This is a genomic window from Amycolatopsis sp. A133 (assembly GCF_031082405.1).
GTDB lineage: Bacteria > Actinomycetota > Actinomycetes > Mycobacteriales > Pseudonocardiaceae > Amycolatopsis.
Window position 1 is genome coordinate 84819 of the sequence record NZ_JAVHJU010000057.1, and the last position, 17152, is coordinate 101970.

At 72.0% G+C, this 17152-nt stretch carries 13 protein-coding genes; 4 read left to right on the top strand and 9 right to left on the bottom strand.

The window, feature by feature from the left end; genetic code table 11:
* Positions 1 to 11 precede the first annotated feature (11 nt).
* From Q5425_RS32960 to Q5425_RS32975, 4 genes are all read right to left on the bottom strand, one after another.
* Positions 12 to 1865 (bottom strand): CheR family methyltransferase, encoded by a 1854-nt coding sequence (locus Q5425_RS32960; RefSeq protein WP_308676255.1) that lies wholly within the window; start codon positions 1863 to 1865, stop codon positions 12 to 14.
* Between the two features lie 11 nt (positions 1866 to 1876).
* Positions 1877 to 2626: an ATP-binding protein gene (locus Q5425_RS32965; RefSeq protein WP_308676256.1), complete on the bottom strand. Its 750-nt coding sequence runs from the start codon at positions 2624 to 2626 to the stop codon at positions 1877 to 1879.
* A complete protein-coding gene (locus Q5425_RS32970) occupies positions 2623 to 3627 on the bottom strand; it encodes a chemotaxis protein CheB (RefSeq protein WP_308676257.1) in 1005 nt (334 codons plus the stop codon). The genes Q5425_RS32965 and Q5425_RS32970 overlap by 4 nt, the downstream gene beginning before the upstream one ends.
* Before the next feature lie 130 nt (positions 3628 to 3757).
* Entirely contained in the window at positions 3758 to 4840 is a 1083-nt protein-coding gene (locus Q5425_RS32975; protein ID WP_308676258.1) for an ANTAR domain-containing protein, read from the bottom strand.
* A gap of 343 nt (positions 4841 to 5183) precedes the next feature.
* Here Q5425_RS32975 and Q5425_RS32980 point away from each other — a divergent pair, with 343 nt between their 5' ends.
* Positions 5184 to 8282 (top strand): AAA family ATPase, encoded by a 3099-nt coding sequence (locus Q5425_RS32980; RefSeq protein ID WP_308676259.1) that lies wholly within the window; start codon positions 5184 to 5186, stop codon positions 8280 to 8282.
* A gap of 320 nt (positions 8283 to 8602) precedes the next feature.
* The gene (locus Q5425_RS32985) at positions 8603 to 10036 is read left to right on the top strand and encodes a SulP family inorganic anion transporter (protein ID WP_308676260.1); all 1434 of its coding nucleotides are present in this window, start codon (positions 8603 to 8605) and stop codon (positions 10034 to 10036) included.
* Between the two features lie 19 nt (positions 10037 to 10055).
* Here Q5425_RS32985 and Q5425_RS32990 read toward each other — a convergent pair whose 3' ends face one another.
* Complete coding sequence (locus Q5425_RS32990) at positions 10056 to 11117, bottom strand: alpha/beta fold hydrolase (RefSeq protein WP_308676261.1); 1062 nt, start codon at positions 11115 to 11117, stop codon at positions 10056 to 10058.
* A 202-nt stretch (positions 11118 to 11319) separates the two neighbouring features.
* Between Q5425_RS32990 and Q5425_RS32995 the strand changes: the two genes are divergently transcribed.
* Positions 11320 to 12087 (top strand): GAF and ANTAR domain-containing protein, encoded by a 768-nt coding sequence (locus tag Q5425_RS32995; RefSeq protein ID WP_308676262.1) that lies wholly within the window; start codon positions 11320 to 11322, stop codon positions 12085 to 12087.
* Positions 12084 to 13547, top strand: a complete 1464-nt coding sequence (locus Q5425_RS33000; RefSeq protein ID WP_308676263.1) for a PP2C family protein-serine/threonine phosphatase — start codon at positions 12084 to 12086, stop codon at positions 13545 to 13547. Before Q5425_RS32995 ends, Q5425_RS33000 begins: the two co-directional genes overlap by 4 nt.
* Before the next feature lie 65 nt (positions 13548 to 13612).
* Here Q5425_RS33000 and Q5425_RS33005 read toward each other — a convergent pair whose 3' ends face one another.
* The 4 genes from Q5425_RS33005 to Q5425_RS33020 form a co-directional block, all read right to left on the bottom strand.
* The gene (locus tag Q5425_RS33005) at positions 13613 to 14362 is read right to left on the bottom strand and encodes a thaumatin family protein (RefSeq protein WP_308676264.1); all 750 of its coding nucleotides are present in this window, start codon (positions 14360 to 14362) and stop codon (positions 13613 to 13615) included.
* A gap of 31 nt (positions 14363 to 14393) precedes the next feature.
* The gene (locus Q5425_RS33010) at positions 14394 to 15203 is read right to left on the bottom strand and encodes a glycoside hydrolase family protein (protein WP_308676265.1); all 810 of its coding nucleotides are present in this window, start codon (positions 15201 to 15203) and stop codon (positions 14394 to 14396) included.
* A 25-nt stretch (positions 15204 to 15228) separates the two neighbouring features.
* Positions 15229 to 15642 (bottom strand): cysteine/serine endopeptidase inhibitor, encoded by a 414-nt coding sequence (locus Q5425_RS33015; protein ID WP_308676266.1) that lies wholly within the window; start codon positions 15640 to 15642, stop codon positions 15229 to 15231.
* A gap of 185 nt (positions 15643 to 15827) precedes the next feature.
* The gene (locus Q5425_RS33020) at positions 15828 to 17147 is read right to left on the bottom strand and encodes an alpha-glucosidase/alpha-galactosidase (RefSeq protein WP_308676267.1); all 1320 of its coding nucleotides are present in this window, start codon (positions 17145 to 17147) and stop codon (positions 15828 to 15830) included.
* Positions 17148 to 17152: the final 5 nt, after the last annotated feature.

Sequence of the window (17152 nt, forward strand, 5' to 3'; positions counted from 1 at the left end):
CGGGGCCTCGCTCAGGGAATCTGTGGCGTTTCCTCCATGAACAGCAGGGCGCCCTGGCTCTGGCCGTTCGCCGCGCGCAGGGAGCTGCACACGAGCCGGACCACCGCGGTCCGGCCCCGGCGGTTGATCGCTTTCAGGTTCAGCTCGGCGCGGAAGGCGGGTTCGGCGAGGGCGTCGCGGACGGCGGGGCGCAGCTCCGCCAGCGGGAGCCCGATGTCGAGGTTGAGCAGGTGCGCGCCTTCGGCCTCCTCGCGTCGCACGCCCCAGAGGTCCTCCGCGCCGCGGTTCCACGCCTTGATCCGCATTTCGGCGTCGACCACGACGATCCCGGCCTGGATCGAGGTCAGCACGGACTCGAGGAAGTCGTTCAGCTCGTCGAGCTCGATGCTGCGGTCACGCAGGGCGTCGTTGATGGTCTGCAGCTCGTCGTTGGTCGACTGCAGCTCTTCGTTCATCGTTTCGAGCTCTTCGTTGGTGGACTGGAGCTCTTCGTTGGTGGTCTCCAGCTCCTCGACCGTGGACTGGAGCTCCTCGTTGGTGGTCTCCAGCTCCTCGTTGGTCGATTGCAGCTCTTCGTACGCCGACTCGAGCTGGCGGTTGCTGTGCTCGAGTTCGGTGAGCAGCTGGCGCGCCCAGCTGACGTCGTGGAACACTACCGAGACGCCGAGCAGGCTCTTGTCCCGGTTCACCAGCGGGTTGACGTGCACTTCGTACCACGCGACGTCGCCGGCCCGCCGCCATTCGACGTCCTTGATCCGCAGCGAGCGCCGTTCGAGCCGGGCCTGCTCGACGTACGGGCGCAACGCGACCGGCCGGTAGGAGACGTCGAGGTCCCACAGGCTGCGGCCGACGTCCCGCTCGGAGAGCCCGAAGGCGATCTCCGCCTGCTGGTTCACCAGGGCGACCACTTCGTCGGCCGTCACGACCACCTGGGCGACCGGGCTCGCCGAGAAGGCGCTCTCCCGGAGCTCTTCCAGGCCGGACACGTCGATCGGCCGGCGGGTGGGCACGCCGGGCGTGACGAAGTGGCTGTAGCCGCTGGGCGTTCCGGCGACCTTGCGGAACACCCGCCGCTTGAGGTCGAGCGGCTCGAAGATGCGGGCGTGGCTCAGCAGCATCTCCGCCTTGCCGAGGAACAGCAGGCCGCGGCCGGCCAGCGCGAAGTGGAACCGTTCGAGGATCTTCGTCTGCGTCTCGGCGTTGAAGTACATCAGCGTGTTGCGGCAGACGAGCAGGTCGATCCGCGAAATCGGGGCGTCCTGCACCAGGTCGTTGCGGCCGAAGATGACCGACCGGCGCAGATCCTTGCGGAAGCAGTACCGGCTGCCCTGCAGCTCGAAGTACTCCTCGAGCTTCGCCTCCGGCAGGCCGTCGACCTCGGCGGGCGTGTAGGCCGCGTGCCGGGCCTGGGCCAGCGCCTCTTCGTCGACGTCGGTGGCGTAGATCTTGACGCGCTGCCGGAAGGCTTCGACGCCGATGGCGTCGGCGAACGCGATCGCGAGGCTGTAGGCCTCCTGGCCCCCGGCGCAGCCGGCGCTCCACACGCGGATCGGTTCCTCCGGGCTGCGTTCGGCGAGCAGCGCCGGGATCACGTGCTCGCGCAGGAACTCCCAGGCGTCCGGGTCGCGGAAGAACCCGGTGACGTTGATCAGGATGGTGTTGAACAGGGCGGCGAACTCGTCCGCGTTCACCTGCAGCTGGTCGATGTAGTCGACGTAGTTGTCGACGCCGGCCTGGTTCATCCGGCGCAGGACCCGCCGGCGCAGGCTGCTGCGCTTGTAGCCGGTGAAGTCGAAGCCCCGTGATTCCTTGAGGTAGGCGAGCACCGACTCGAAGTCGTCGTCTTCCAGGCCCGGATCCGTCACGCTCGGACACGCTACCCGCCGGGGCGCCACCCGGCGTGCCGGGCCAGCACCGCCCACACGACCTTTCCCCCGCCCCACGACCGGCTGCAGCCCCAGATCCGGGCGGTCCGGGCGACCAGCCGGAGCCCGAGGCCCGCGTCGAGCGCTCCGAGGCGCTCGCGCACCACGGCCGGCCGCGGGTCGTCGTCGCTCACCGCCACGCTGAACACGCCGCGGCGCAGCTCGAGCCGCAGCCGCGGGGCGGAATTCGTGTGCTGGACGGCGTTCTCGACCAGCTCCGTCGCGATCAGCGCGGCGTCTTCGACGTACCCGGGCACCGCCCATTCCGCGCAGACCTCGTCGACGAACCGCCGGGCCGCCGCGGAGGCGGACGGCGACGGGGGCAGCTGCCGCACGGCCCGCCGCCGCGGCGCCCGGTCGCGGGCTTCTTCGGCGGCGGCCACGCCGGGGTGCACGGCGACGAACCGGTCGATCGTCTGCTCCCGAAGGCCGGCCCGGTGGTCGGCACGATCGGAAACCACGGCGAAGGAGACACCCGGCCAGTCGCTGATCCGCATGGCGATCGCGGAGAACACGCTCAGCAGTTTGGCGTCCTCGACGTCGAGACCGCGGATGTCGGCGATCAGGCATCCGGGGGCGTCCGTCGCGAACTTCAGCACGCCGTCCCGCAGCAGGGGGTAGGTGGCCGGCGTCAACGCGCCGGTCGCCGTCACCACGGTCGACGTGGCCCGGAACTCCGGGACGAGCCGCACACCGGTCATGACTCCGGCTCCGCCTCGGGACCGAGCGAAAGCAGGAACCGGCGAAGCGTCTCAGCGGCGGTCCGGCACTCCCGCGCGGTATCGGTGTAGCGGCGGACGATGCGGACGTGCCCGCGGGCTTCGGCGTCCCGCTTCATCCGCTCGGCGATCTCCCCCTTTTCCTCGAGCGAGCGCAACGCCGTCCACAAGGCGCGTTCGAACTCGGTGCCGCGCGCCGCGAGCAGGGCTTCGGCCGTCCAGGCGTGGCCGACGCGGCAGCGGTAGTGCCCGGGCTCGTCCCCGGTTTCGAGAAGGGTCCCGTGGCAGTCCGGGCAGGCGTAGCCCGAGGCGGGTGCGTGCTCGGCCAGGGGACTGCGCTCGATTCCGTCCCGCGCGATCCGGTCCTCGAGGACCAGCGCGGGGGAGGGCGGCGCCACCGCGGCCGGTTCCACCCGCTGCCGCACGAGCTGGTCGAGGGCCTTGCCGAGCACCGCGGCCGGGTACACGTGCTTGGTCGCGACGCGGGTGAGCGCGCTTTCCGGCATGCCCGGATAAAGCGCGTCCGCCGGGTCCTGGACGACGGCGAGACCGCCCCGTTCGACGACCGCGCAGAGGCCGCCGGTCCCGTCGTGGAGCGTGCCCGAGAGCACCACGCCGATCACCCGCGGCCCGGCCGCGAGCGCGGCCGAGCGGAAGGTGGCGTTGACCGCCGGGCGGTGCCCGTTCTCGGTCGGGCCGCGCGTCAAGGCCAGCTTGCCGTCGTCGAGGAGCAGGTGGCGATCGGGCGGCGCCACGTGGATCACACCGGGGGTCAGGGGCGCGCCGTCCGTGGCGGGCAACGCGCGCAGCCGGCCCGCCCGGTCGAGGATCTGCGGGAGGGCGGTCGGGGCCGCCGGGGCCAGGTGCAGCACCACGAGAACGGCGGCGGGGAATCCGTCGGGCAGCTGCCCGACGACCTCGCGCAGGGTTTCCACCCCGCCCGCGGAGGCGCCGATCACGACCACGTCACGCTGGAAGGCCACGGTTCACCTCCTGGTGCTCTTTCCCACCGTAGCCGTCTCGCCCCCCTTCGGGTAATCGCTGTGGCGGTCGCTCCCTCCGTCAGCCCGAGGTGACTGCCGCTTCGCCGGAGCCGTCACCGGATCGGTGATGTCAATCGTCTTCGCCCGGGAACAGGGCGGCGTGGTTGTCGACGAGGGTGGCGGCGATGTCGGCCAGTTTGACGTTGAGGTCCTGCGAGGTGCGGCGCAGCAGGTCGAACGCCGCATCGGCGTCGATGCCCTGGCGGGCCATCAGGATGCCCTTGGCTTGCCCGATCACGTCGCGGGAAGCGATGGCACGCCGGAGGTGGGCGCGTTCGAGTTCGGCGATCTCGCCGGTGCGGAGGTGCTGAAGGGCCAGTGAGGCGTGGGTGGCGAGCAGCAGGGCTCGATGGCGGTCCGTCTCGGTGATGCCGTGGCGGTGGGCGTAGATGTTGAGGGCGCCGCTGAGCCCGGCCCGCCGGGCGGGCAGCAGCGCGGTGGACAGAACGGCGCCCAGACCGTGGGCGGTGGCGACGGCGGCGAACTGCGGCCACGCCGAGGCCCGGGCGAGGTCCTGGTCGAGGGCGTAGGCGGGGCCGTCGGGATCCGCGGCGTCGAGGCAGGGGCCGGAGCCGGTGCGGTACTGGACGTCGTCGAGGTCGGCGGCGATGTCCGGGACTTCGATCGGGGTGAAGAAGCGCCCGCCGGGATCCCGCAGGGTGATGCTGACCAGCCGGGCGTGCGGCACGGCGACCGTGGTCGCGGCGACCACCTGCCGCAGGACCTGGCTGACGGTGGTGGCGTCCAGCAGGACCCGGGTGAGCGCGGACAGTTGTTCGCCGAGGCGGCGTTCGGTCGTTCGGTCCGGCGCGAGGGCTTCGTCCAGGCTGGCGTGCAAGGGAAGAGCGCCGGCGGGCAGCCCGGTGCGCAGGATCCGGGCATTGAGGGTGCCCGGGGTGAGCAAGGCCGCCGAGCGGACGCCATCCTGCGCACGCCGCACCGCGAACTCGGCGAGCACCCGGACACCGGCGGCCGAGAGCACGGTGAGGTCGCGCAGGTCGAGCACCACGAGGCGCAGTGGCGGCAGGGTGACCGTCGCGTCGAGCAGCTTGGCCAGCGTCGCCTGTGCCGTTTCCGCCACGAGTGTCCCGCTGATCCGCAAGACGAGTGCCTGCTTGGCGTCGACCGGAACGACTTCGGCTCCCGCGCTCACGTCCCACCTCCCCATCGGTTCGCAATGGATTACCCGGTCGGCGCCGTCGTAACCCGCCTAGATCGCGGTGAGCAGGAACCGGCCGGCCCGCTACAGCAGCAAGCCGGCCAGAAAACCCAGCAGCAGGCAGAAGGCGCACAACTTGGCGGTCGAAATCGGTGTGAGGAGGAGTTTCATCTTCCGTTCTTCCGTTCGCTCGGTGGGTGGAGCACTCGCCAGCGTGGACGACGTCCGGCCGGGCCGGCACACGTCTCGAAGAACCGAACGATCCACGGCGCCGGGATAACCTGGTAGACGCCTGCGCCGGCCCGGAGGACGCGGGCTCACGCGGCGGGGAGGCGAAATGGCGGATCCAGACGATCGCGTCCGGCGCCGGTTGCGCACCTTGCAGCGCGTGGTCGGTGCTCCGAGCGATGCCGTCCTGGCGCGGCGCAGCGGGCTGTCGGCGGCCACCTTTTCCGAGGTGATGTCGGGGAAACGGAGCCCACGCGAGGAGTTCGTCGGCAAGGTGGTCGCCGGCTGTGTCGTGTCGGCCCGCGCCAACGGGCAAGCCCCGATGGACGTGCAGCGGGTGCTGCACGCGTTGCGGCTGCCGGGGCACACCGCGTCCGACAGCGGGCTCCTGGAGCGGGACGACGAACTGGACCGCTGCTCGGCGGTGCTGGAAGCGGTGCGCGACCGGGTCGGCGCGACGGTGGTGATCGAGGGGCCGGCGGGGATCGGCAAGTCGCAGCTGCTGGCGCAGGTGTGCACGGAAGCGGCGGTGCGGGGCGTCGTGCCGCTGGCCGTGCGGGGCAACCAGCGGGACCAGACGATGGCGTTCGGCGCGGCCCGCACGTTGCTGGCCCGCTGGGTCGCCGGCCACGGCGAGCGGGACCGGCGAGCGCTGTTCGCCGGTGCGGCGGATTTCGCGCGCCTTCCCCTCGGGGTTCCCCGGGCCCGCCAACGCGGCCCGGAATCGATGATCGGGCTGACAGAGGCGTTGTACTGGCTGGTCGTGAACGCGACGTCCCTGCTCCGGGTCGGCAGCGGAGCAGACGGACTGCTGCTCGCCGTCGACGACGCGCACTGGCTCGACGAAGAGTCGTTGCGGTGGCTGGAATTCCTCGCCGACCGGCTCGCCGGGCTGCCCGTCGTGGTGCTGCTGGCGCACCGGCCGCACGAGCGGCCCACGCTCACGCGCATCACGCTGCGGGCGGCGGAAGTGGTGCGGCCGCGCCCCCTCGGGCCGGCGGCCGTGCGGACGATGGTGCACCGCGGCCCGCCGGCCCACCGGACGCCGGGCGGCGAACCCGACGACCGGTTCTGCGCCGCGTTGCTCGACCGCAGCGGGGGCAACCCGTTCTACCTGCACTGGATGCTCGACATGGCCCGGGAACGCGGCCTGAAGCCCACCGCCGCCGACGCGGAGCTGGTCGGCACGCTCACTCCGCGGCACGTCGTGCAGTACCTGTCCGAGCGGCTCGCCGGTCTCGGTCCGGCCGCCCGGAGCCTGGCCCAGGCCGGCGCGGTCCTGGGCCCGGGCCACCCGCTCGGGGACACCGCGCTGCTCGCCGGGCTGGCCACGGCCGAGTCGAAGCGCGAGTACGACCGGCTGTGCGAGGCGGCGATCCTCGCCCCCGGATCGACGGTGGACTTCCGCCACCCGATCATCCACAGCGCCGTCTACGACGACATCGACCCGTCGCTCCGCAGCGACCTCCACCTGGCCGCCGCGCGGCTGCTGCACGACCGGCACGCCGCGCCCGACGCCGTCGCCGCCCACCTGCTCGACGTCCACGCCGCCGGTGACCCCTGGGTCGCCGGCCGGATGACCGCCGCCGCCGAGGACGCGCTCGGGTCGGGGCTCGCCGCCACCGCCGCCCGGTACCTGAAGCGGGCGATCGACGAACCACCGCCGATGGCCCGGCAGGGGCGGGTGCGGCTGCGGTACGGCCAGGCCCTCGCCCTGGAGGAAGTGGCGGCGGCGCTCCCCGCACTGCGCGCGGCCTACCGGCAAGCCACCGACGACGTCCTGCGCACCGACGCGGCCGTGGCGCTCGCGAAGGCCCACAGCTACGCCGACCGGCTCGGCGACGGCGTGCGCCTGCTCGACGCCGCGCTCGACCACTGCGCCGACGAACGGCAGCGGCAGCGGTTGCTCGCCGAACAGCTGCTGTGGGCCACCTGGTGGGACGACGACCCGCTGCGCGCCGACCGCATGGCCCTGCTCGACCGGATCGCGCCGCCGCTGACCGGCGGCACCGACGTCGAACGGCTGCTGATCGTGCTGCACGCGTGGAGCCTCGTCCTGCGCGGCCGGCCGCGCGCCGAAGGGTTCGCGGCGGTCGAGCGCGTCATCCGGCGCGGGGTGGTGTTCGCCGACGTGGACCAAGGGATGGAAATCGCGACCATGACCGGGTTCGTGCACCTCTACGCCGGTGCCGCGGACGTCGCCCACGGTCTGTTCGACCAAGCGGTCGACGAGTTCGAACGGCACGGCTGGCGCGGCACGCACCTCGCCTTCGCCCACGCGAACCGCGGGCACTCGGCGCTGCGGCTCGGCCGGCTGGACGACGCCGTCGCCGACACCGGCATCGCCCTCCGCCTGGCCCTCCGCAGCGGCAGCGGCACCCCCGCCGAGTGGTTCGCCACCGGCACCCTCGTCGAGACGCTGCTGGCCCGCGGGGAGGTCGACGCGGCGGTCGCGGTCTGCGCGGACCGCGGGTACCGGGAGCGCCGCCCGGACGCGGTCGTCCTGCCGGTGCCCGAGGCGGTGGCGGGCGCGCTGTCTCTCGCGCAGGGCCGTCCCGGCCGGGCCGCGGCCATTCTGCGCACGGTGGGAAACCGGCTCGATGCCGCGTCCATGACCAACCCGGCGGTGTGTGGCTGGCGCTTCGGCCTGGCCGCGGCGCTGCGCCACTCGGCACCGGAGGAGGCCCGGCAGGTCGCGTCCGAGGCGGCGCAGCTGGCCGACCGGTTCGGCGACCCGGTCACCCGCGGTCGCGCGCTCCGGACACTCGCGGCCGTCGACGCGGATCGCGCGGCGCTGCTGGAGGAGTCCGCGCGCCTGCTGCGGAGCGTGCCGGACCGGTGGCAGTACCTGCAGACCCTCGCGCAGCTCGGTGCGGAATTCGCCCGATCCGGGCACACCGAGGACGCTCGCAGAACGTTCACCGAGGCTCTCGCGCTGGCCGACGAGGGTGGCGCCCTGGCGCTTCGGAAGGACCTGGCCCGGCACCTCGGCACCATCGGCGTGACCGCCGAACCGCCGCCACGCGTCAACGCGCTGTCACCGCGGGCGCGGCGAGTCGCGCAGCTCGCCGCGGAGGGGCGTTCGGAAGCCGAGATCGCGCACAAGCTGGTGCTGGACCTCGACACCGTGCGGAAGCTCGAGCTCAGCGCCGCCGACCGGCTCGGCACCGACTCGCGCGCCGGGCTCCGCCGCGCCCTGGAACACTGACCTGGAACACTGACCTGCGCCGCGGCCGGGTACGGCCTGGAGAAACACCCGGCGGCCGTCTCCGGGTCGATGAAGTGCCCGGCCCCCGCGCGCTGACGGCGGCCGCGTGAACGGCGCTCGAGAGTGATCCACGGCTCACTGCGCACGGGTGCCACCGGCGCGAGGCGGACTCTGCTCTAACGTGGGGTCGGATCGCCGACGACGTGGTTGTCTTCGCGCCCGCGCGGCGCCCGAGCAAGTCAGGTCTTCCCCCTTTGTCTCCAGTTGCTCCTTCCCGGCCCGCGCGGCTGCGCCGGCGACCGGCGTGGCTCTCGCCGAAGGTGGCCCGCACCGAGGTCCTCGGTGGGCTGGTCGTCGCGCTGGCGTTGATCCCCGAGGCGATCTCGTTCTCGATCATCGCCGGGGTCGACCCGCGCATCGGCCTGGGCGCCTCGTTCACGATGGCCGTGGTGATCTCGATCGTCGGCGGCCGCGCCGCGATGATCTCCGCCGCCACCGGGGCCATCGCCTTGGTCGTCGCCCCGCTGGCCCGCGAACACGGCCTCGGTTACCTCATCGCCACCGTCATCCTCGGCGGGCTCTTCCAGATCGTGCTCGGTTCCCTCGGCGTCGCGAAGCTGATGCGGTTCGTGCCCCGCAGCGTGATGGTGGGGTTCGTCAACGCACTGGCGATCCTGATCTTCCTGGCCCAGGTGCCGGAACTGATCGACGTGCCGTGGCCGGTCTACCCGCTCTTCGCCGCCGGCCTCGTCGTCATGGTGCTGTTCCCGAAGCTGACGCGGGTGATCCCGGCGCCGCTGGTGGCGATCGTGGCGCTCACGGCGTTGACGATCGCCGCCGGGATCTCGGTGCCCACCGTGGGGGACAAGGGTGCGCTCCCGTCGTCGCTGCCGGTGCCGGGAGTGCCGGACGTGCCCTTCACGTTCGACACGCTGAAGCTGATCGCCCCCTTCGCGCTCGCCTTCGCCCTCGTCGGGCTGATGGAGTCGCTGATGACCGCGAAGCTGGTCGACGACATCACCGACACGCGATCGAACAAGACCCGCGAAGCGATCGGGCAGGGCGTCGCCAACGTCGTCACCGGCATCTTCGGCGGCATGGGCGGCTGCGCGATGATCGGCCAGACGATGATCAACGTCCGGACCGCGGGCGCCCGCACCCGCCTCTCGACGTTCCTGGCCGGGACCTTCCTGATGGTCCTGTGCATCGCGTTCGGCCCGCTCGTCTCCGACATCCCGATGGCCGCGCTGATCGCGGTGATGGTCCTGGTCGCGTTCGGGACCTTCGACTGGCACAGCGTCGCCCCGGCCACGCTCAAGCGGATGCCCGCCGGGGAGACCGCCGTCATGGTCGTCACCGTCGCCGTCGTCGTGGCCACCGGCAACCTCGCGATCGGCGTGGTGCTCGGCTCGATCACCGCGATGGTCATCTTCGCCCGCCGGGTCGCCCGGCTGGTCGAGGTGACCGCGGCCACCGACCCGGACGGCACCCGCGTGGTCTACGCGGTGACCGGTGAGCTGTTCTTCGCCTCCAGCAACGAACTCGCCTCCCGGTTCGACTACGCGAACGACCCGGACTCCGTCGTCGTCGACCTCACCGGCGCCCACATCTGGGACGCTTCGACCGTCGCCGCTCTCGACGCGGTCACCACCAAGTACGCCGGCCGCGGCAAGACCGTGGAGATCGTCGGGCTCAACCCCGACAGCGCCCGCCGGCACGGCAAGCTTTCCGGAGAACTCGCCGGCAGCCACTGACCGGCGAAGGAGGCCGCAGCTACCGGCTGATCGCCTCCGCCGGGACATCCTCGGCGCGCAACCAGCGCAGGAGCGTCTCGTAGACGACGTCGTCGCGGAGCAGAGCGAAGTGGTTCAGCCCGCCGAGCCAGGCGACGTCGGCGTCCTCGGTCAGGTCGCCGGCCCGGACCGGTGGCACGAGGAGGTCACCCATCAGCCGACCCCAGGTGCTTCCCTCCGTGCGGGACAGCGTCGCGGACACGAACAGGCGGCGGATCCCCGCGGGCGCCGCCGGTTCGAGGGGCCGGCCGGCGCCGGGTTCACCGGCCCATTGCCGCTGGTGCACGTAGCCGTGGGCGAGGTCTTGGATGCCGTCGCTGCGCAACGCGAGCAACCGGGCCAGCGGAGCCAGCGGCGATTTGCGGAGCAGACCCGCGAGCTGGGCGACGCGCCGTTCCAGCGGCGCACCGTTGTGCGGGGTGCCCAGGCACACGAGCCGCGTCACGCGGGGGAGCCACGCCACGCTTCGTTCTTGAGCGCGGTAGAGCGCGCTCCTCGCCACGAGGCCGCCCATGGAGTGTCCGACGAGGACGATGTCGGTGACGGGGACCGGCCAAGCGGCCACCAGCCGGGACAGCAGCCCGACGAGGTCGTCGCCGTTCTGGGACACGTGACGGCCCGAGTTGTACCGCACGTACACGGCGCTGGTCCCCAGGTCGGCGGCCAGGCGCGTGCCGAAGTCGCCCGCCGGTGCGGCCCCGCGGAACCAGCTGCGTTCGGTCTCCACGAGCCCGTGCAGGAAAACGACCACGCGGCCCGTCGCGGCCGGGAAGGCCGCGGCGAGTGATCGGTGGTCGAGCCCGATCGGCCGCCGCTCGGCCCGGACGGTCATCTCGTCACCGCTTCGCCGCCCGGCCGCGGGCAGCCGGGCGCCGAACATCCCGGCGGAGACGCCGGCGAGGTGGTGCCCGGCGGCCGACTCGAGGACCGAACCGGTCCAATAATCCCGAGCCGGCCGAGCCGGCACTCGAATGGCCGCGACCGCCGTGGCAGCCAAGCCGCTCGCCACTTCGCTCAGCCTGGGCACAGCTGTTTCCGTCATTCTGCTTCTTCCGTGGTCCTTCACCGCGGGAGCGGCTGGACGTCGGTTACCCGCCGGGGGTGTCCTTACGCGAGTCACCGGCGTGACCTCCGGCGCACGGCGACGCCGGAACGCGAGGCGCGAGCTGCGGTTAACGACAGCACGGTGGGGTATGCCGCGCTTGATCCAGTCAGCGGACCGAGCGAGGGAGGTGCGCCGAAACATGACCTCCGATCTGCCCCACGTGGATGCGTCGCCGGGTGGCGCGCGGGTGGTCGAGGAGCTGACCGCGCAGCAGCTGGCGGCGGTCTTCGCGCGAATGTCCGGCCTGCTGCTGTCGTCCGAGAAGGTGGACACGGCCCTGAAGCTGAGCACGGCGTTGGCGGTCGAGATGGTGCCGGGCACGACCGGCGCGGGCATCAGCCTGCTGGATCGCCACGGTGACCGGATGACTGCGGCCGCCACGGACGAGGTGGTCGAGCGGGCCGACGCCCTGCAGTACGAGCTCGGCCACGGCCCGTGCCTGACCGCGTGGGCGGACCGGGTGATCGTGCGGGTCGACGATCTCGCCCAGGACGAGCGGTGGCCGTCCTGGTCACGGCCGGCCGCCGAGCTGGGGCTGCGGTCGGCGTTGAGCGCGCCGATGGTGGCCGGTCCCGAGCCGCTGGGCGCGCTGAAGGTCTACGCCGTTCTGCCGCACGCCTATGGAGAGCGGGAGGAACACCTGCTGACGATGTTCGCGTCCCAGGCGGCGATGCTCGTCGCCAACATGCGCACCGCGCACGACGCGGAGCGCGTCAGCGCCCAGGTCGCGGAGGCCCTGCGTGGCCGCGAGGTCGTCAAACTGGCCAAGGGCATCATCATGGCCCGTGACCACGTGGACGAACGCGCAGCGCTCCTCACGCTGGCTCAGCTGGCCGAACGCGAGCGCACCACCCTCCGCCACGTCGCCGAGCGGCTGACCCAGTCCACGGTGCGGCGGCTGCGATGACCCACGCCGCTGAGCAGCAGCGCAGTCTGGTGCTGGCGTTCAAGCATGCCCAGCTGTCGGTCGAGGACCTGTGGCTGCGCTACTTCGGGGTGGGCGGCCAAGCCGGGTTCATCGACATCGACGCGTACGTGCACGGGCTGGCCGACCTGCCGCCGCTGGAACGCGACACCCTCGCCGTCGCGGTGAACGAACGCCTGGACGAGCTGATCTGGACGCACCGGGCCGGCTTCAGCCGCGAAATCCGGGACAGCACGCCCCGGACCGCGCCGTTCGCGGCCCTGGTGCGGCTCTTGGAGGGCACCGAGCTCGCGCCGCCCGACCGGCTGTCCGCCGCGGTGGAGACCGCCGCCGCCGCGCTCGGGGTGCGGATCGGCGTCTACCTCGTCGATTACGATCAATCGTGCCTCCAGCCCCTCCCGGACGATCCGTCCGGCCGACCGGCGTCGGGGCGTGACGCACTGGACGTCGACACCACGCTCGCGGGACGGGCGTTCCGGCAGATCCAGATCCTGCCGTCGGAGACGTCCGACGGGCCGCGCTTGTGGGTGCCGCTGCTGGACGGGGCGGAACGTCTCGGCGTCCTCGACGTCGAAGTCGACGACGCGGACGAGCTCTACGACCCCGGCCTGCGGGTGCAGTGCCGGTGGTTGTCCATGCTGCTCGGGCACATGGTGACCCTGCTGTCGCAGTACGGGGACGACCTGGACCGGCTCCGGGTGCGGACCCGGCGGACGGTCAACGCGGACCTCGTGTGGTCGCTGCTGCCGCCGTTGACCGCCGGCGTCGACAGCTTCATCGTGACCGGTGTCCTCGAACCGCGGGACGACGTCAGCGGCGACGCCTTCGACTACGCCCTGTCCGAGACCACCGCGAGCCTGATGGTGCTGGACGCGGTCGGTCACGACCTGCGCAGCGGCCTGATCGCCGCCACCGCGTTGTCCGCCTACCGCAGCGCCCGCCGCGCCGGCCACGGCCTGTTCGAACAAGCCCGCCTGATCGACGAAGCCATCAGCGGCCACTTCGGCGAGTCCGCGTTCGCGACCGCCGTGCTCGCCGAACTCGACCTCACCACCGGACGCTTGCGCTACCTCAACGCCGGTCACCCCCATCCCTTGGTCATGCGCGGCGGGAAGATCGTCAAGCCGCTGGCCGCGGGCCGCTGCCTCCCGTTCGGTCTCGGTCCGGGCGACGTCGAAGTCGGCGAGGAGACCCTGGAACCGGAGGACTGGCTGGTCCTCTACACCGACGGCGTCACCGAAGCCCGCGACGAAACCGGCGAGTTCTTCGGCGAACCCCGCCTGCGCGACTTCCTCCGCCGTGAGGCCGCCGCAGGCAACCCACCACCCGAAACCGCCCGCCGGCTCACCAAAGCCGTGCTCCGCCACCAGAACGGCGCGCTGCAGGACGACGCCACCGTCCTGCTCGCCCGCTGGGCCCGCCCGTCCCGGGTCACCCCTTGACCCACACGTTCCGGTGACGGGGTAGCCGTCGCGACCATGCCGGGCCCGTCGCGACGGCGCCGTAGTTACGAACCGGAGTGGAACGTGATGGTGAAGCCGCTGCAAGAGGCGCACTGGTACATCGTCTGGTTGCCCGGCTCCGTGTCCTGTTTGGACCACGCGTACGCCTTCGGGCAGTGGGCCTTGATCGCGTTGCTGTAACCGGTGGGGGCGTCACGGTCGGGGTTGACGCAGTTGATCAGCTGACCGCTCGGGGAGTACTTCCGGTTTTCGGCCGGGCAGTACGGCAACAGGTTCTCCGGGCAGCCCGCCGTGCCGCACGAAGCCGAACCCGGGGGGACCGTGGCGTTGACCGGCTCGATCGTGATCGGCAGCGAGAACGCGTTGACGTAGCTGACGTCGTACCACGGGGCGAGGCCGTCGGCCTGGTCGAAGTTGAACTCGGCCAGGCTGGCCGGCTGTTCGCCGGTGGCGCAGTGGTCGGCGAAAACCCCGCAGTCGCCGACCAGGCAGTGGAAGTCCCGGCCTGACGTGCCGGTGCAGCCCTGGCGCGCGAAGAACTTCCCGCGCCAGTGGCCGGGCGCCGCCGTTTCCGGCACCGTCACGGTCGCCGACTGCCCGTTCGCCAGCGTCGGCAGGCTCGCGAAGTTGACCGATCCGTCGGCGTTCACCGTGCTGCCCAGCCAGACGGTCTGGCCGGAGTGATTGACGAACGTCACGGTGTGGTTGCCCGCCGCGGTGGCCGGACTCGCCGGCGCGCCGGCGGTCAACGCCACCACGGTCGCCGCGGCGACGGCGAGGAACCGCTTGAACATCTGGGTGAACCTCCGTTCGTGGGGGAGAGGATCAGCCGGCGGCCCGGTAGGCGACGCCGCTGGTGTTCGGGGTGGTGCCCGTATACAGCCCGGTCGGGGTCGTGGACGTCGACAGCGAGAACCAGGCGTAACGCTCGACGAACGACAGCCCGTTCAGCATCGCCGTGGACCGGCTGACGAAGTCGGCCTGCTCGGCCGCGGACGGGTACCGCGGGGTGGGGCCGGAGAAGTCGGTCAGCGCGTACTCGGTGACCCAGATCGGCAGGTGGTAGCGGTTGTACACCGCCTGCAGGTAGGACTGCAGCTGCCCGGTCGCGGCGGCCGAGAAGTCCCCGCCGTACCAGTGCAGCGGGATGAAGTCGACGCGGTACCCGCGCGCCGCCGCGCCGCTCATGAACCGGTCGAGCCAGCCGCCGGGGGTGTCCCCGCCGTACGCCACCGCCGGCGCGCCCAGCCGCATGCCGGTGGCCTGCAGCTGCGGCCACAGGTCCAGCGCGGTCTCGACCGGCATGTCCGCCTGACCGGCCAGGTCCGGTTCGTTGAACGCGAGCAGCGTGCTGCCGGCCGCCTTCGCCTGCTGCAACTGGGCCGCGTTGACCGAGCCGCGGCCCCAGATCATCGGGACGAACTCCGTCCCGGCCGGTGCGGTGATGCTCTGGGGGTCCGATGCCCAGGTGTAGAACCACCGGGCGCCGACGTCGCCGAGCGCGGTGGTCACGCCGGGAAAGGCGGCCGCGCTGACGCCCTTCTTGGTGCCGGCCGCCGTCGCCGGGGCGGCCAGGCCCGCGGCGACGGCAACGGCGACGGTGACGAGGACCAGAAGCTTCCTGAACTGGTTCATACCACTTTCTCCGGTGGTCGCCGGGTCACGAGCGCACGAAGGTCCAGGTCACCGGGATGTTGCCCAATGCGGGGTCGGCCAGCTGGGCGAACGCCGGTGCGCTGAGGTCGATGTGCGCGCTGTCGCAGCTCGGGCACTTGTCGACCACCGGCACGGTGATGGTCCGGCCGTTGTACGACACCCGGATCGACACGCCCCGGCACAGCGGGTCGTTGTTCGGGTTGGCCGTGGTCCAGTACGACGCCGGCGCCGCGACGAGCATCTGCGTGGCGGCGTTGATCTGCGTGCCGCAGGCGCCGAAGCCGGCATCGTTGTAATAGGTGGCGCGCCCGTTGACCGGCTGGTCGAAAGGAATGTCGGCCCAGGCCGTACCGCTCGTCGTCAGGGGAAGCGCGGCGGCAGCGGCCAGCACGGCGAGTGACTTGATGGTCTTGCGCATTCCTTACCTTTCCCTGGTGGTGACGTGGTGCCGGGCAGAATGATACTTATCCGCGCAATAGGCCGCTATGACAAAGAATTGTCTGGAGGACATTCCTTGTCAACGTTGACAACAGGGACCGACGCGTTCAATTCGAAATCGACAGCCGGTCCGTCCGGGCATTCCGGAAAACGTGGCCTCGCGGGTCAGCGGCCGAGGACGGCGCGCAGGGCGGGCTGGAGCCGGTCGCCGTGGGCGCGGACGAGGTCGTCGCACAGCTCGAAGATCCGCTCGACCGGCAGCGCGGCCGCCGTGGCGGGGTCGATCATCGCCGCGTGCCGGATGTGGCGGGGATCGTCCTCGACGGCCGCGCGCACGACGAGGTCGTCGACGCTCAGGTACGTCCGGTTGAGCGCGGCGAGCTGCGGTGGCAGCGCGCCGATCCGGGTCGGCCGGACGCCGGTGCCGTCGACCAGGCACGGCACCTCGACCACGCCGCCGGAGGGCAGGTTCTCGATCAGGCCCCGGTTGACGACGTTGCCGTAGACGGTCCGCGGGGTGCCGGTGACCAGGCTGTGGACGATCTGCGGCGCGTATTCGCCCGTGCCTTCGACGGGCAGCGGCTCGTCGGCCGCGATCGCCCGCCGGGTCCGTTCGTACTCGGCTTCGTTCTCCGCGACGATGCCGAGGTAGTCGCCGATCGGCAGGCGGAGGCGGTCGATTTCGGTGTCGTGCTTGAGGTACCAGGGCACGTACTCGGCGGAGTGCTCGCTGGTCTCGGTCGGGTAGTAGCCGAGCCGCCGCAGCATGTCGAACCGGACGCGCCGCCGCAGCTGCCCGTCGGACTCGGCCAGCTCCCGCAGCCGCGGGTAGAGGTCGGCGCCCGCGTGCTCGAACCGCAGCACCCAGGCCTGGTGGTTGACGCCGGCCGCGACGTAGGTGACCTCGTCGAACGGCACCCCGACGAGCGCGGCGAGCCCGTGCACCGTCCAGTACACCGAGTGGCACAGCCCGACGACCCGCGTCAGCCCGGTGGCTTCGCTCAGGTACTGGACGTTCATCGCCATCGGGTTCGTGTAGTTCAGCAGCCACGCCTCCGGGCAGACCTCGGCGATGTCCTCCCCGAGTGCTTTCAGGAAGGGGAACGTCCGCAGCCCGCGGAAGATCCCGCCGATCCCGAGCGTGTCGCCGATGGTCTGGCGCACCCCGTAGCGTTCCGGGACCTCGAAGTCGGTGCGCGTGGCCGCCCCCATCCCGATCTGGACCATGTTCACCGCGACATCCGCGCCGGCCAACGCCTCCCTCCGGTCCGCGTGTGCGGTGAGCACCGGCTTGACGCCCCGCACGGCGGCGATCCGCCGGGCCGCGGCCAGCGCGGTGGCCAGCCGGTCCGGGTCGATGTCGTGCAGGGCGACGTGCACGCCGTCCAGCTCTGGGTAGGCGAACAGGTCGGCGAGCAGGCCCTGGGTGAACACGACGCTGCCCGCGCCGACGAAGGTGATCTTGGGGGTCGTCTGGAAAGTCATCAAAA